Origin of the sequence: Synechococcus sp. MW101C3 (assembly GCF_002252635.1) — a bacterium.
GTDB lineage: Bacteria > Cyanobacteriota > Cyanobacteriia > PCC-6307 > Cyanobiaceae > MW101C3.
The window spans coordinates 134,667-148,182 of the sequence record NZ_NQKX01000001.1 but is presented as its reverse complement, the minus strand read 5'-3'; the positions used below and the strand labels follow the sequence as shown (position 1 = coordinate 148,182).

General features: G+C 59.7%; 15 protein-coding genes. 5 read left to right on the top strand and 10 right to left on the bottom strand.

Annotated features, from left to right (window positions below):
• Nucleotides 1–5 precede the first annotated feature (5 nt).
• On the bottom strand, nucleotides 6–431 hold the full coding sequence (locus CJZ80_RS00690; RefSeq protein ID WP_094510177.1) for a type IV pilin protein: 426 nt from the start codon (nucleotides 429–431) through the stop codon (nucleotides 6–8).
• Between the two features lie 252 nt (nucleotides 432–683).
• Between CJZ80_RS00690 and trmH the strand changes: the two genes are divergently transcribed.
• On the top strand, nucleotides 684–1,373 hold the full coding sequence (gene trmH / locus CJZ80_RS00685; RefSeq protein ID WP_094510176.1) for a tRNA (guanosine(18)-2'-O)-methyltransferase TrmH: 690 nt from the start codon (nucleotides 684–686) through the stop codon (nucleotides 1,371–1,373).
• A 36-nt stretch (nucleotides 1,374–1,409) separates the two neighbouring features.
• On the opposite strand, the gene CJZ80_RS00680 is transcribed toward trmH, so the two are convergent.
• Nucleotides 1,410–1,667, bottom strand: a complete 258-nt coding sequence (locus CJZ80_RS00680) for a hypothetical protein (protein ID WP_094510175.1) — start codon at nucleotides 1,665–1,667, stop codon at nucleotides 1,410–1,412.
• Between the two features lie 968 nt (nucleotides 1,668–2,635).
• On the opposite strand from CJZ80_RS00680, the gene CJZ80_RS00675 reads away from it, so the two are divergent.
• Nucleotides 2,636–4,093, top strand: a complete 1,458-nt coding sequence (locus CJZ80_RS00675; RefSeq protein ID WP_158217392.1) for an FkbM family methyltransferase — start codon at nucleotides 2,636–2,638, stop codon at nucleotides 4,091–4,093.
• Between the two features lie 174 nt (nucleotides 4,094–4,267).
• Here CJZ80_RS00675 and CJZ80_RS14810 read toward each other — a convergent pair whose 3' ends face one another.
• Nucleotides 4,268–4,987: a hypothetical protein gene (locus CJZ80_RS14810; RefSeq protein ID WP_144036863.1), complete on the bottom strand. Its 720-nt coding sequence runs from the start codon at nucleotides 4,985–4,987 to the stop codon at nucleotides 4,268–4,270.
• Between the two features lie 319 nt (nucleotides 4,988–5,306).
• Here CJZ80_RS14810 and CJZ80_RS00670 point away from each other — a divergent pair, with 319 nt between their 5' ends.
• Nucleotides 5,307–6,833, top strand: a complete 1,527-nt coding sequence (locus CJZ80_RS00670) for a tetratricopeptide repeat protein (RefSeq protein ID WP_094510173.1) — start codon at nucleotides 5,307–5,309, stop codon at nucleotides 6,831–6,833.
• 14 nt (nucleotides 6,834–6,847) lie between these two features.
• Here CJZ80_RS00670 and CJZ80_RS15855 read toward each other — a convergent pair whose 3' ends face one another.
• From CJZ80_RS15855 to CJZ80_RS00655, 3 genes are all read right to left on the bottom strand, one after another.
• Entirely contained in the window at nucleotides 6,848–7,033 is a 186-nt protein-coding gene (locus CJZ80_RS15855) for a pentapeptide repeat-containing protein (RefSeq protein ID WP_158217391.1), read from the bottom strand.
• Nucleotides 6,954–7,388: a type IV pilin protein gene (locus CJZ80_RS00660; RefSeq protein ID WP_094510172.1), complete on the bottom strand. Its 435-nt coding sequence runs from the start codon at nucleotides 7,386–7,388 to the stop codon at nucleotides 6,954–6,956. Before CJZ80_RS00660 ends, CJZ80_RS15855 begins: the two co-directional genes overlap by 80 nt.
• Before the next feature lie 255 nt (nucleotides 7,389–7,643).
• The gene (locus CJZ80_RS00655; protein WP_369802971.1) at nucleotides 7,644–8,450 is read right to left on the bottom strand and encodes an ABC transporter permease; all 807 of its coding nucleotides are present in this window, start codon (nucleotides 8,448–8,450) and stop codon (nucleotides 7,644–7,646) included.
• Nucleotides 8,451–8,722: 272 nt separating this feature from the next.
• Here CJZ80_RS00655 and CJZ80_RS00650 point away from each other — a divergent pair, with 272 nt between their 5' ends.
• Nucleotides 8,723–9,457, top strand: a complete 735-nt coding sequence (locus CJZ80_RS00650; protein ID WP_094510170.1) for a response regulator transcription factor — start codon at nucleotides 8,723–8,725, stop codon at nucleotides 9,455–9,457.
• On the opposite strand, the gene CJZ80_RS00645 is transcribed toward CJZ80_RS00650, so the two are convergent.
• Nucleotides 9,420–10,889 (bottom strand): sensor histidine kinase KdpD, encoded by a 1,470-nt coding sequence (locus tag CJZ80_RS00645; RefSeq protein WP_094510169.1) that lies wholly within the window; start codon nucleotides 10,887–10,889, stop codon nucleotides 9,420–9,422. The genes CJZ80_RS00650 and CJZ80_RS00645 overlap by 38 nt on opposite strands.
• 328 nt (nucleotides 10,890–11,217) lie before the next feature.
• On the opposite strand from CJZ80_RS00645, the gene CJZ80_RS00640 reads away from it, so the two are divergent.
• A complete protein-coding gene (locus CJZ80_RS00640) occupies nucleotides 11,218–11,802 on the top strand; it encodes a hypothetical protein (protein WP_094510168.1) in 585 nt (194 codons plus the stop codon).
• A 29-nt stretch (nucleotides 11,803–11,831) separates the two neighbouring features.
• Here the strand turns inward: CJZ80_RS00640 and CJZ80_RS00635 are convergent, their stop codons facing one another.
• The 3 genes from CJZ80_RS00635 to CJZ80_RS00625 form a co-directional block, all read right to left on the bottom strand.
• On the bottom strand, nucleotides 11,832–12,185 hold the full coding sequence (locus CJZ80_RS00635; RefSeq protein ID WP_233132678.1) for a PilZ domain-containing protein: 354 nt from the start codon (nucleotides 12,183–12,185) through the stop codon (nucleotides 11,832–11,834).
• Between the two features lie 148 nt (nucleotides 12,186–12,333).
• Entirely contained in the window at nucleotides 12,334–13,026 is a 693-nt protein-coding gene (locus CJZ80_RS00630) for a hypothetical protein (RefSeq protein WP_144036862.1), read from the bottom strand.
• 5 nt (nucleotides 13,027–13,031) lie between these two features.
• Nucleotides 13,032–13,508 (bottom strand): GspH/FimT family protein, encoded by a 477-nt coding sequence (locus tag CJZ80_RS00625; RefSeq protein WP_233132677.1) that lies wholly within the window; start codon nucleotides 13,506–13,508, stop codon nucleotides 13,032–13,034.
• Nucleotides 13,509–13,516: the final 8 nt, after the last annotated feature.

Here is a 13,516-nt window from a genome sequence, read left to right as displayed (position 1 = left end):
TTCAATCAGGAGAAGGCGCAGGTCATCACGCCTCGCTCGGAGATCGTGATCGTAGCGGTGCCGTCGGTTGCAGCAGAACTGGAGGAAAGGCACTGAATGCCGGCAGCGCCCGGTGTGAACATGGCGGTGACAGTGCCTCCAGCCGTGGTGCAAGCCACGGTGACATTCGTTGATCCCGGTGTAATGCCAGTGTCCACATCAGAAGCGGCAGTTGTGGCACATTCTTTGGCGAAGCCGACGGCTTCACCCACCACGGCGCCGGCGGCAGTGGCATTTCTGGCATTGATGTAAGTGGGCAGTGCCACAGCAGAAAAGACGCCCACAATGGACACAACAATCATCAACTCAACGAGCGTGAAGGCTGTAGCGATGCCATCCCGGGCCCGGAGAGAGGCTTTCAGCTCAAGCTTGGCTCCAAAGGAAAGGCTCATCAGACCCCATGCCGGCCTACCCAGCACCTGAACGCTAGCAGTCTATCGGGCTCTACACATAGTGAGATAGCAGGTTGATCCGAAATGCAATTCTTCACCAAGCTCCATTGTCCATCTGAATGTCCATGCCATCAGGAGCGGGCCTGTCACCCTTCAGACCTCAACTGGCCGGCACCTTCATGGGAGGCAGTAGTCCGCAGAGGCCAGCCGCCTCAATCGGATGCTGAACTGAAGCGGTAACAGCCGTCGCCCATGCCCCTGCTCCCCCGACGCTTCGAACGGCTCCAGGCCGTGCTGAACCGCCGCATGGCGGACCTCACGGTGCTGCTGGAGGCGGTGGACAAACCGCACAACCTTTCGGCGGTGCTGCGCACTTGTGATGCCGTGGGGGTGCTGGAGGCCCATGCGGTGAGCCTGGCGGGCCGCACCCGCACCTTCAACGACACCGCCCGCGGCAGCCAGAAGTGGGTGGCCCTGCGCCCGCATGCCAGCGGCGCCGATGCCGTGGCAGCGTTGCAACAGCAGGGCTTCAAGGTGTACGGCACTCACCTGGGGGTGAATGCGGTGGATTACCGCAGCTGCGACTTCACCGGCCCCACGGCCTTCGCGCTGGGGGCGGAGAAATGGGGCCTGGGCGAGGCCACGGCGGCGGCGGTCGACCAGGCACTGTTCGTGCCGATGGGCGGCATGGTGCAGTCACTGAACGTGTCGGTGGCGGCGGCGGTGCTGCTGTTCGAGGCGCTGCGCCAGCGGCAGGCGGCCGGGCTGCTGCCCACGGCCGGCGAAGGGGTGCCGGCGGAGCGGCGCCGGGAGTTGCTGTTCGAGTGGGCCTACCCGGAGGTGGCGCACTGGTGCCGGCAGCAGGGGCGGCCCTATCCCCCGCTCGATGCCGAGGGCACCATCACCGAAGCTTTGCCGCGCACCGTGAAGATGCGCCATTGAGCGCGTTACGTGCTGAGCGATGGGTTCAGCAGGGCATCAGAACGGAATCAGCACATCGTCGCGGTGGGGGATCGGCGGCGGCGCCTGGTCGGCACGGGCACGGGGCAGCCAGATGGCCAGCATCACACCGGCGATCTCCAAAGGCACCCCACGGCCCACCATCACCACCACCAACAGGGCGGCCACCGAAAGGATCCGCTCCAGCAGACCGATCACGTCGTCGCGGTTGCCGGAACCCGACAGCCAGAGGATGGCGGACACGGAGAGCAGGAGCAGGGTGAGCCAGACGGGCACAGGCAGCGGGCTAAGCAATGGTTAAGTTTAAGGCTGGAAAGCGCTTACGCACTGACCGTCAGCCAGTGAACACAACCCAGAGCACTCCCACTGAGTTGGCCGTCCACTACGACGGGCAGGCTCTAAGCATCCAATGGCGCTCAACTTGATGGCCGAATCGAAGGCTGGGGCGTGCAAGCCATAACCTGCATCCTTGCCCAAGGAATCCACGCTTCTCGTGAAAGAGACCTCGGAAAGTGGCAAACACACTGAAACAACCAAGCCCTCGATCTGGGAGGCAAGAGAATACACAACCCACCAATACACCTAAAGCGATGCAGTGAAGGCTCACGAGCAATCCACAACCTAGGCTGAGCCTGAGCACCCCAGCCAGGCAAGTCCTCTGCCCATTCCCAAACAGAAGATCGATCAACTCTGCGCCGATCACGCAAACGCCATTCAGTTTCGCACGAAGGCGAAGAAGTTACCTAGGCAGATCATCCAAGTGAACGTAAGACGACAACAGAAAGGAGCACTTGAGCGAACCAGCCACATTGCAGCAACCATGCCTCTCTTCGCCTAATTCCGTAGGCTAGTTTTACTAGCACAACAGCAAAGACCTTCAACTGATTTCAACTATGCTCATTGATCACACACCAAGGAAGTGCGAAGGGGGCACACCTCGCAACGCCTTCATCCTGAAGAACACCAAGAAGGACGAAGACATCGCCGAAACACTGCAAGGAACAGAGCAGCCATGTTTCATGGTGAGACTGGGCCTGCGGATAGCACAGCACAGCACGGAAGATGAGCCTAGGAGCGGCCAGGCAAATTACTCAAATCAACGGGGCATTGCTAAGATATAAGCAAAGAATCGCGATCACACAATGGGGCCAACACCATTAGAGACAGCCCAACGAGTTGAAACGTTCACATGGCAAGGCAAAACGATCAGATACTGCACTCCCAATGCCACAGCGCTCTGGAGAGTGAATACGCTCTTATCCAAAGAGCCTTCCACGATCAAGTGGCTTTGCCAGATAAAACAGAATGAGATTTTGTTTGATGTTGGGGCAAACATTGGAATGTATTCATTGTTTGCTGCGATTTACCAAGAAGCCAGAGTCTACTCATTTGAGCCTGAATCACAGAATTACGCATTGCTAAACTGGAACATCTTCGAAAATCAAGCAAGCGATCGCATTCAAGCCTATTGTCTCGCCTGCTCGGATCAAAGTGGGTTCAATCCGCTCTATCTTTCAAGATTTGAGACTGGCGGCTCCTGCCACTCACTCGGAGAAGAAGTTGGGTTTGACCTGCGACCAAGACAGTCAGGCTTTACCCAAGGCGCCTATGCGATAACCATCGATCAGGCAGTCGAATCAGGCGCCATCCCCACACCTAATCACATTAAGATTGACGTTGATGGGTTTGAACACAAAGTTCTACTAGGAGCTTCAAAAACACTCAACGATTCCAGTGTTCGTTCGTTGATCGTTGAGATCAATCCAAATCTCCCAGAACATCTGGAAATTGTTTTTGCTCTCTCAGCGCTTGGCTTTGAAATCGACGAAGCGCAGGTGAAGCAGGCCAGCCGAAAGGAAGGGCCTTTTCAGGGGGTTGGCGAATGGATCTTCACTCGAAGCAAGGAGAGTGTTCACATTCAGCAGTTAATCCAAACTGTCGATGAAGCGCCAGTTCTATGCACCCAAACCAACCGTGGCAAACAGGTGAGGGAGTATGTGCTAAAGCAGATTAGGCTCACTAACATTAAGACCGATCCCTTTCCAGTTAGCATTGTTGACAACGTGTTTCCAGAAGATTACTACCAAGAAATCCTCAACAACTTTCCACTGCCAGAGCAACTAATACCACTGTCTTCTACGGGAAGAACAATAGGTGGATCTTACGAAAAGAGGCATATCGTGCTGTTTAACAAACTGGGATTCTCACGGCTAAGCCAGAAGCAGTTTGACTTCTGGAGCGAGTTTGCTGCATGGCTCTATCATCCGGAATTCATCAGTTCATCCATTGACTATCTAGAGCCTTACGTGCGCCCCCGGCTTGAGGCACTTTATACCGAAACACAAAGCTCGGTGCTACTTAGTAGCGATGCACTGATTGTTTCAGATCAAACAAGCTACGCGATTGGTCCTCACACAGATGCACCTCACAGGCTGATATCATTCCTCTTCTACCTTCCGAGTGATGATTCAATGCGTCATCTCGGAACGTCTCTCTATAAGCCAAAATACGAAGGAATGTCTTGCTCTGGACTTAAGCACCACAGCCATGATGACTTTGAGCGAGTTGCAACTATCGATTACATTCCAAATCGCCTTGTTCTCATTCCTAAAACCGACTCTTCCTTTCACGGAGTGGAACCGATACGGGATGGGAGCCCCGAACGAAACTTGCTGATCAACAATATTCGCCTGACCAAGTAAGACTCGATGCAATGGAGCTATTTGAACGAAAATCGGAAATAGCAACGTTGCACGGATGCAGAGATGGGCATGGCATCGATCTACGTTGTAATCACTGAAAGCTTCCTCATCATCGCCACAGCAGAATAGACATCCACATTCTAAACTCATCGAAAAGATAATCGCCATTCCCCACTAAGAAAGCGGCCTCGTAAACCCTGGCGCTGAAAGCCAATCAGCCGGCGAAGCGGGCGCGAAAAGCTGAGCCTTTGCGAATTCAGTTGATGCATACAAACACACAACCACATCTGGGAATGCTGGCGCAACCGCATCAAACACACCCTTCCACCAAAGCGGAGGCCGTACTGTGATGTGAGTATTCTCACCGTTGGGAAGTAGCGATCGAGCAGAATAGCAAGCAACATTCACAACAAGGAGCTTCTGCGCATAGGAGAAAAGATCCCACACTACGCTCGAGACATCAGCCAAGAAAACATGCTCTAAAACATCGAAACAAACCACCGCTTCTGCTGGCTGCCGTTCATCCACGCCAAGACCCGGCTCAAAACGCCACACCGTTTCAACGCCAAAGAATTCTTTAGCTGATTGGTTACCGCTGAATCCCTCCGCATCCCAACTCGTATTCCCGGACCCATAATCCAAGACAGATTTGATTCGATGCTGCAGGAACAAAGGAGCGACCATCTCCTTGAACAAGCGGATATTCATCAAGGAAAAGTCACTAGCGATGCCGGCCCCTTGCCCGCGGTTAACTCCTTCACGCGCCATCACCGCATACATGGCAGTAAGCTCAAGCTGCTTGTCTGTTGCCACGCCAGAAATCACAACCTCTAATGATCCTACAACATACTCGCAGTGGCCATTCAATAATGGTGCAGCGATCTTAGGTGTCACGCCAGCGACCTTTCAGCCAAGCTGGCGTCACTATCTGGTTACCTCTTGATGCCCTCAACAATTCCAGGCTGTTGGCCAGCAAGACCAAGATGGGGCAATCAGACAAATCAGGTTACAGCCTATCAATGTGCCTTCGTTGCCTGATTGGATGCGAAGAGAGCATCCAGAGCAAGAATGAGATTTTGAGAGTCCCTGCAGCAGTACTTTTGAGTGGCATGCGGCTTGGAGGCTCTCTACACAGAGCGGGGAGCACCGTTCCAGCATCAGCCATCAGATCAGGACACGACAAGTACAATCGCTTCACAGCAGCCACTACACGATGAGTTCTCCCCAGTACCAAGTAGATCCCTCCATTGAATACACGCACAAGATTGATGTTGATCTAACCGATCCTGAGCAGATCGATGCAACACTTGTGGCCCTAGATGCTCAGTTGGCTGCAAGTGGGGCCACTCCTGATTTGCTCGTGGCCATGTCCCACTTGTTGGAAGCCAAGGGACAACTGGATCGGGCCATCGAATCCATGCAGTTTGCAGTGCTGCTGGATGGCACCAATATCTCCATGTTGATCCGCTTGGGTGATCTATTGATCAAAGCAGGTGAACCTGATTCCGCCGAAGCAGCGTATTCCCAGGTGATCACCTTAGCCCCAGAGCTCAGCAACGGATTGGTAGGCCTTGCACAGGCTTTGAGTGACCAAGGCCGCATGAATGAAGCACTCTTGCACGCGGAGCGTGCGGTACAGCAGGATCCCCAGCAGCCGCGCACCCACGAAATTCACGGCTTAGTGCTAGCTCAGCTTGGACGCATGGGTGATGCCATCACCGCCTTCACAGACGGGCTTCGGTTGGATCCCTCCAATGCCAACCAACTTGCCTATCGCGGCATGGCGAAGTTAGCCTGCATGTACTATCAAGAGGCATGGCAAGATTTTGCCTGGCGATTTGCTAGTGACACTGGAGACGTTGAGCGCCATCAGGATTTGCCACTCTGGACTGGCGAGCCGATCTCGACACCTGTATTGATCTGGCGAGAACAGGGCCTAGGCGATGAGATTCTCTACTTCGGCTGGCTTCGCTGCCTGATGGCCACCGGGCAGCCCTTCGTGGCCGAAGTGGAGCCAAGATTATTAGCACTATGCCGTCGCAGCCTACCTGGAGCCATCATTATCCCCCTGGGTGAGTCGCCCAACGATTTCGGCGTGACCCACGCGTTGCCGATGGGCTCTCTTGGCGAATTCGTAGGCGCGTACCGCAGCACACCAGCATTCCCCCCCCGCTATCTGCAGAGCGAACCTGCCACTACGGCCAGATTCGCGCACCAGCTCACCTCCTCTAGCGCAGGCCTTTCACCGCTACGCATTGGATTGGCATGGAAAAGCATCCGGCCACGTGTAGGTGCTTTCAAATCCATCGAGCTTTCGCTGTTTCTGCCTATGGCGAGAGATTCTCGCCTTCAGCTCATCAACCTTCAATACGATACAACCGCTGAAGAGATTGAGGGCTTCAACAAGCAGGCTGTTCTCCCGATGATTGACCCAGCGATCAACAAGCGCCAGGACATCAATTCCCTTGCGAGTGTGATCGATTGTTGCGATCTGGTGATCACGATCAGCAATGTGACAGCCCATCTGGCCTGCGCTCTAGGCAAGGAATGCTGGGTGCTCTTGCCCGCAGGCCGTGGCCTGATCTGGTATTGGCATTGCAACATTTCCTATTCCCCATTCTACCCCACTGCACGGCTCTTTCGTCAGCAAACAATCAATTCCTGGGACGGAGTAGTCTGCGAGGTGCATGCTGCTCTGGCAGAACGTCTCCAAAGAAAAACCCCACCAAAGGCGGGGTAGAGCAAGAGAAGAAATCAGGCCTGGTGTAAGCAGGCCTGGTGTAAGCAGGCCTGGTGTAAGCAGGCCTGGTGTAAGCAGGCCTGGTGTAAGCAGGCCTGGTGTAAGCAGGCCTGTTGATCATCAAGTGAAGGTGCAGCTGATTGCGCCTGCTGGTGAAACTGTGATCTTGGCTGAGGCACTCTTACTGTCAGAAGTGTCATCCAAGCAGCTGATACCTGCAGCGCCAGCGGTAAAACTGGCTGTGACGGAACCACCGCCGGTGCATCCTGAAGTCTGTACAAGGGTCACTGCAGAGCTAGGAGTTGTAACACCAGTTTCAATATCAGAGGCTGCAGCAGTGGCACATTCCTTGGCAATGCCGATGGCTTCGCCGATGCGGGCGCCGGCGGCAGCGGCGTTCCGGGCGTTCAGATAGGTAGGCAGAGCCACCGCGGAAAGAATGCCCACGATCGCCACAACAATCATCAGCTCAACGAGCGTGAAGGCGCGAGCGATGCCGCGGCGGGTATTGAGGGAGCGGATCAGCTGAAGCTGGGTTTTGGAAGAGAGTTTCATGGGCCTGGATGGGGCGTTGAGCTGGTGAATAACCATGCTTATCTTAGCAAAGGATCGACCAAAAGGGGAGTCTTGCAGAGGGCTGGTGGCTTGATGTGGAGATCTTCACACGAAGGAACACCCCAGAAAATGCCAGCATGACACGAAGCAGGCAGGCCCACGATCTGCAGAGTTTCAGCTGTGTCCTGCCCCTCAAACTTGCCTGGATGAGCTGAAACCTTGATCGCCATCAAATGGCGATGACAACTGGAAAAATCAGGCGGTTTCGCCGCTCAACCAGCTCTCCAGCCCTTCACCCAGAAACGACAAGCCCAGCACCAGCAAAAACATTGCCAAGCCGGGGTAAAGCGCCGTCCACCAGATCCCTGTAGGCACTGCAGTGAGTGCCTGCTGCAGATCACCGCCCCACTCGGGAATGGATTCGGGCAACCCCAGGCCAAGAAATCCAAGCCCGCCCAGCACCAGCACTGCATCGGCTGCATTGAGGGTGAGCAACACCGGCACCGAGGTGATCACATTGCGCAGCAGATAGTGGCGCAGGATCCATAACGGGCCAGCCCCCAGCGAACGCGCCGCCTCCACATACAGCTCGGCTTTCACCTGGGCCGTTTGGTTGCGCACCACACGGAAATACTGCGGCACATACACCACACACAACGCCGCCGCTGCATTGGGCAGGCCGCGGCCCAGCAGAAAAGCCAGCACCACCGAGAGCAACAGCACCGGCAGGGTGTAGAGCGTGTCCATCAGCAGCACCAGCAGCCGATCGATCGGGCCACCCAGATAGCCGCTCACCATGCCCAGCGGCACACCGATCGTGAGCGCCACCACCAGCGCCAGCAGCACCACCTGCAGGGCCACGCCGCTGCCTGCCAGGGTGCGGCTGCACACATCGCGGCCGAGGCGGTCGGTGCCACACCAATGGGCCAGGGAAGGGCCCGCATAGATCGGGTTCTCCAGGCCGGCGTTTGGATCCGGCAGCATCCCCGCCTGCACCAGCAGCGGCGTGAGCAAGGCCACGAGCGCGTACGCCAGCACCACCACCAGGCCCCAGCGGGCAATGCGCCCCGACAGCCCGGCTGGCCGCCCGTTGAACAGCCGCAGGCTCAAGGGTGGGAAGGAGAGGGGGATCACAACCGGCTCATCGGCAGCAGCAGCACAAGCGCCAGGGCATCTGACTGAGAAGATGCACTGAGTATAGGGTGAGGAAGGGGTGAGAGCCACCGGTCAGCGGCAAACTGCAGCGGCCGCTACCCATTACGTTTCCGTGGTGGAGCGCCGAGCTCCCGGCCAGGCCTTTGCAGGGCACACTGACCAACACGGGATTGTTTGCGATGACCGACCTGGTGGACCCCAAAAACCATCGTGTCCTGATCGTCGATGACGATCCCGAACTGCGCCGCTTTCTCAGCCAGGAGCTGAAGGTGGAGGGCTATAGCCTCGAGCAGGCCGACAGCGGTCAGAACGCCCTCTCGCTGCTTCGCGACCAGGTGTTCGATCTGGTGATGCTCGACTGGACCCTGCCAGATTTTTCAGGCGTGGAGGTGTGCCGTCGCATCCGCCGCAGCGGCATCAAAACCCCCGTGCTGATGCTCACCGCCCGCGATGACGTGCGCGAGCGGGTGGAGGCGCTCGATTCCGGCGCCGACGACTACGTCACCAAGCCATTTTCGCTTGAGGAACTGCTCGCCCGGGTGCGGGCCCTGATCCGCCGTTCCATCCCCAACGAAGAAGCCACCAACGACGACGCCGCGGTGGTGAGCCTCGGCAACCTCAGCGTCGACACCGGCAGCCGCGAGGTGTCCCGCAACGGCATCCCGATCAACCTCACCGTTCGTGAGTACGACCTGTTGCTCTGCCTGCTCTCGGAGCCCAACCGCGTGCTCAAGCGCGAAACGATCCTGCAGACCGTGTGGGGCGACAACCACTACGGCGACGACAACCTGCTCGACGTCTACATCCGTTACCTGCGTCGCAAGCTTGAGCAGGAGGGCCAGCCCACCTTGATTCAGACGGTGCGAGGTGTGGGGTTCATGCTGAAGGAGGGTCCTCCTGCAGGTGCGGGCTGATCCGCCGCAACTTCAGCTGAAAATCGGCGCCGCCGCCCGGGGTTTCCGCCACCCGCGCTGTGCCGTCCATGCGTTCCATCAGCAGCTTCACCACCGAGAGTCCCAGGCCACTGCCGCTGCCCACCAGGTTGGCTGGCACTCCGCTCGCCGGTGCCCCTCGCACGAACCGATCGAAGATGCGGCGTCGGTCGCCGGGATGCACCCCCGGGCCGTGGTCGCGCACATGCACCACCACCTCGCGCTGGCTGCCGTCGGCGAACAGCTCGATCGGGCAGCCCACCGGTGTGTGCTTGAGCGCGTTCTCCACCAGGTTGGTGAGGCACTGCTGCAGCCGATCGGCGTCACCCCAGGCCCGCAGCGGCTCCCGCTCTTCTGAGGGGATCAGCCGCAGGCGACCGGTGGTGTAGAGGGTGAGGCGTTCATAGGCTTCCAACAGCTCCTGGTCGAGATCCAGTTCCCGCAAGGCCAGATCCAAACGGCCGGCATCGTCTCTGGCGATGTCGAGCAGGTCGGTCACCAGGCGTCCCATGCGGGCGGATTCGCTCTCGATCAAAGCCAGAGGCCGGCTCTCCGGGGCGCTGGTAGGGATCTGGCGCCGCAGACGCTGCGCATACCCACTGATCAGCGTGATCGGCGTGCGCAATTCGTGAGCCACGCCATCTGCAAACGAGGTCTGCCGCTCCCAGGAGGTGGCCAGCCGGTCGAGCAGGTCGTTGAAGGAGGCGGCGATCTGCTGCAGTTCCCGAGGTTGCTCGTCCACCTTCAGGCCCTCCGCCGAGAGGCTCTGGTTCGGCAACGTCACGTCTTCCAGCCGGGCGCTGAGCCGGCCCAGCGGGCTGAGGCCCCGATCCAACGCCAGCCGCATCAGCGCACTGGTGAGCAGAGCCGTGAGCACCGCCACCGCGATCAGCAGGTCCTGGGCATTGATCTGCCGCCTCACATCGGCGGTGAAATCCTCCATGTAGCGCAGCAGGGCGCCACCGCCAGACAGGCGCACCGGCTGGGTGGAGAGCAGAAAGGTGTTGCCGCTCAGCCGCAACGTCATCGCATTGGGCTTCCCCCGAGCGATGAGCGCCAGCTGGGCCGCCAAGGGCCCAAGTGGGCCCAGCCCGAAGGTGTTCTCGCGCTGCGTCACTTTGTAGGGCTTTCCGGCGGCCGTCTCCACCCAGATCAGCAGTCCTGGTGTGAGCAACTGATCCAGCCGCGCCTGGATCTCGGCCGCACTGCGGGGCACCGGCGCGCGCAGCAGCGCCTGATGCACTTCAAACACCGTCTGGCGGTGGCGGTCACGCCGTACCTTGCTGGCGATCAGCCCGTTGGAAAAAACCAACACCGCGTACCCCACCAGGATGGCGAGCAGGCTTGTGATCTGCAGCTGGCGGCGGATCGAGGCCCGCGAGCGCCGCCGCCTTGGTGCTGGGTTCTCAGCCAACGCGCGGACCGGGCGAGGGGCGTCTCATGCCGGACGGGCCTAGCTGCCAAGTATGAAGAGAGTGTAAGTGTCCCTCTACGGGCCCGCTATGGCGCTCAGCAAGGAAGACGCCAGGATTCTGGTGGCATCCAAGCCGGCCCGACAACGTCATCAGCGCACGATGGCTTGCGTGTCCGGAACACATCAAGCTGAACACATCACCAAGTTTTCGCGCTTATGTTGAGGAGGGCTTAGCCATTCAATGCCCAACTCTCAGCTATTTCCAATCTCTGCTCCCCTCCTGCCGCCTTTCTTCCCGATCTTTCAGGTTCATACGTTTCGGCCCGGTATGACCACAGACCTCCTGCGGTTGCGGCTCCTGAGGATGCGGCGCCAGCGGCTCATTGACGCGGCAGGTCATGGAGCGGACACCGCCAACGAAGGCTTCAGCCTGATGGAGTTTCTGCTGGCAGCCATTCTGATCACCATCGTGGTCAGCGGCACCACCGTCACGTTGATGGCGAACAACCGCTCTGGTCGCCCCATAGACAACGCTGATGAGCTGGAGCGCCTCATCGCTCAGGATCTGGCCTTGATCCGCGAGCTCAACAGTCGCTTCAGCTGCTGTGGCGAGGAGTGTGGCGAGGCGGCCATTCCCGGCGGTACCCCTGGCGCCTGCCGCAGCGCCGCCCTTGCAGCGGCCGAAAACCAGCGCGACGCCTGCCCGGACGGGGGCATGGCGGAACGCATGATTGCTGCCTTCCCGGAGCCGCCCACCGCCCCGCCGGGTGTTTCCCTCACCCGCACGGGCCCCACCGTCTCCGACACCGACCTCAACCGACTGCAGTGGACCTATACGGTCTCGGTGGACGGCGTCACCATGATGTCAAGGGTGGTGAACCTGATTCCCGATGCAGCTACGGGTTGCCGCTGAAGCGAGTGGCCCATGAACCCGGCCGGGGCTCAGGGTGTTTGCTCAGAGAGCTTCGCCGCAGGGATCGCTTCGCCGCTGCCCCCTGAGGGCAAGACCGGCAGGGTCAACGGCTGCTCAAAGGCCACACCTGCCACCGAGATCAGCGAATTGATCTCGACCCAGCGCACTGTGAAATTGGAAATGCACGGTGGGTCTGAACGCCGAAGGATCAGGCTGATAACGCCCTCTTGGCCTTTCTCGAGGTTGAGGCCAGGAGGCAGGGCGATCTGAAGGCGCAGGCCACCTTCGCTCAAATCCAGCACATCCACGTTGAACCAGGGCTGGCCCTCCAGGGACGGGAAGCTGATGATGGCGCTCAATGGCTCCGGCAAGACGCGGCGCACATTGGCGCGGTCAGACGGGAGATACCCCTCTGGCTGGGGAGGTGGCACCTGGTCGGAAAGCCCCTCGCCAGCAGACTCGCTGTGGAGAGGATTGTTGCTGTCTCCTCCCACAGCATTGCCGGCTATTAATACCGCAACATTAGATCAATCACCCCGCTCCGGCCGCCGCCTCCGTGCTCAGGCGCTGCTCGCTGCGCCCCGCTCCGCCCGGAAAGCTCTGCTCCAGCCGCAGGCCAACCACCTCGCTCTCGCGATCCAGGCAGGCAGAGAACGGCAACCGCGAAGAACCGGCAAGGTCGTGGGGATGGAGGCCCCCGGCTGGCGCCGCCGGTCTCCCCAGCAGGGCGGCGCATCCCTTCCATGGCGTGGCTTCAGCAGCAAGACGGTCGAGCACCACTCGGCTCTGGAACACGCTGCCGGGGTTCACCTGGCCATGGAGGCCATAGGCGGGTCCGCAGCGCACCAGCACCCGCCCCTGCCAGATGCCACTCGGCGCGGCTCCCACGCTGTAATCAATCGTGCCCTCGGGCGTGTGCAGACGCAACACTGCGGTACGTCCAGCCAGGCCACAACGGCTGGTGCCCTTGGCAGGGTCGTCGGCAACCGAGAGGGCCCGCACGAGGTCGCTGCGGATCAACGCCAGCGCCCGCTGTTGGTTGCCGCGTTCGCGCAGGGCACGGGTGAACTGCTGGGCATGGCGCCCTTCTCCCACCAGGGCCTGGATCACCACCCCGCAGAAGCCCAGGCCCAGGGTCATCGCCAGCAGCATCTCCACCAGCCCGAACCCCCTGCGCGTCGCGGCAGGGCGGCGGGCGCAGGAGAGAGTCAAACGCAGCGTCATTGGGCTCAAAGCGTGGGGTCGGGGCCGCAGGCGGCACTGTCGGGAGGGGCCTGGCCCGGGCCCACATAACGGCCAAGGCGCACGAACCCCAGGGGAAGGGCAATCACCAGGCAGCGACGCAACTCCGTGCCCTCGCTGCTCAGCACCACCGTTCCCCCATCGAGCACCAGCCCGGTGCTGCTGAAGCGCAGGGCGGCGGGCAGGTTGTGGCTCAGCTCCACACCGGCCGCTTGCCCACCGTCATCGAGGCCCGTGATCGGCTGCGCGCAACCGGGCAGCTCGCCCCCCGTGGGCGCCTGCCAGCCCAGCTCGCCCAGCTCCAGAGCACAGGGTTGGCCGCTGGCCTCAGCAGCCGCCCGGCCGTGCTCGATCGCCAGGGCGATCCGCCGGGTCGCCGCCTCCAGCCGCTGGCGGGCCAGCGTTTCGCCGCTGTCGCGCAGGGCCAGCGCCGCCAGCAGAGCGAGGATCAGCGCCGTGATCACCCCCTCCA

Coding starts and splice junctions, on each gene's coding strand:
- CJZ80_RS00690 (WP_094510177.1), bottom strand. CDS start 431: ATGAGCCTTTCCTTTGGAGCCAAGCTTGAGCTGAAAGCCTCTCTCCGG.
- trmH (WP_094510176.1), top strand. CDS start 684: ATGCCCCTGCTCCCCCGACGCTTCGAACGGCTCCAGGCCGTGCTGAAC.
- CJZ80_RS00670 (WP_094510173.1), top strand. CDS start 5,307: ATGAGTTCTCCCCAGTACCAAGTAGATCCCTCCATTGAATACACGCAC.
- CJZ80_RS15855 (WP_158217391.1), bottom strand. CDS start 7,033: ATGACACTTCTGACAGTAAGAGTGCCTCAGCCAAGATCACAGTTTCAC.
- CJZ80_RS00660 (WP_094510172.1), bottom strand. CDS start 7,388: ATGAAACTCTCTTCCAAAACCCAGCTTCAGCTGATCCGCTCCCTCAAT.
- CJZ80_RS00650 (WP_094510170.1), top strand. CDS start 8,723: ATGACCGACCTGGTGGACCCCAAAAACCATCGTGTCCTGATCGTCGAT.
- CJZ80_RS00640 (WP_094510168.1), top strand. CDS start 11,218: ATGACCACAGACCTCCTGCGGTTGCGGCTCCTGAGGATGCGGCGCCAG.
- CJZ80_RS00630 (WP_144036862.1), bottom strand. CDS start 13,026: ATGACGCTGCGTTTGACTCTCTCCTGCGCCCGCCGCCCTGCCGCGACG.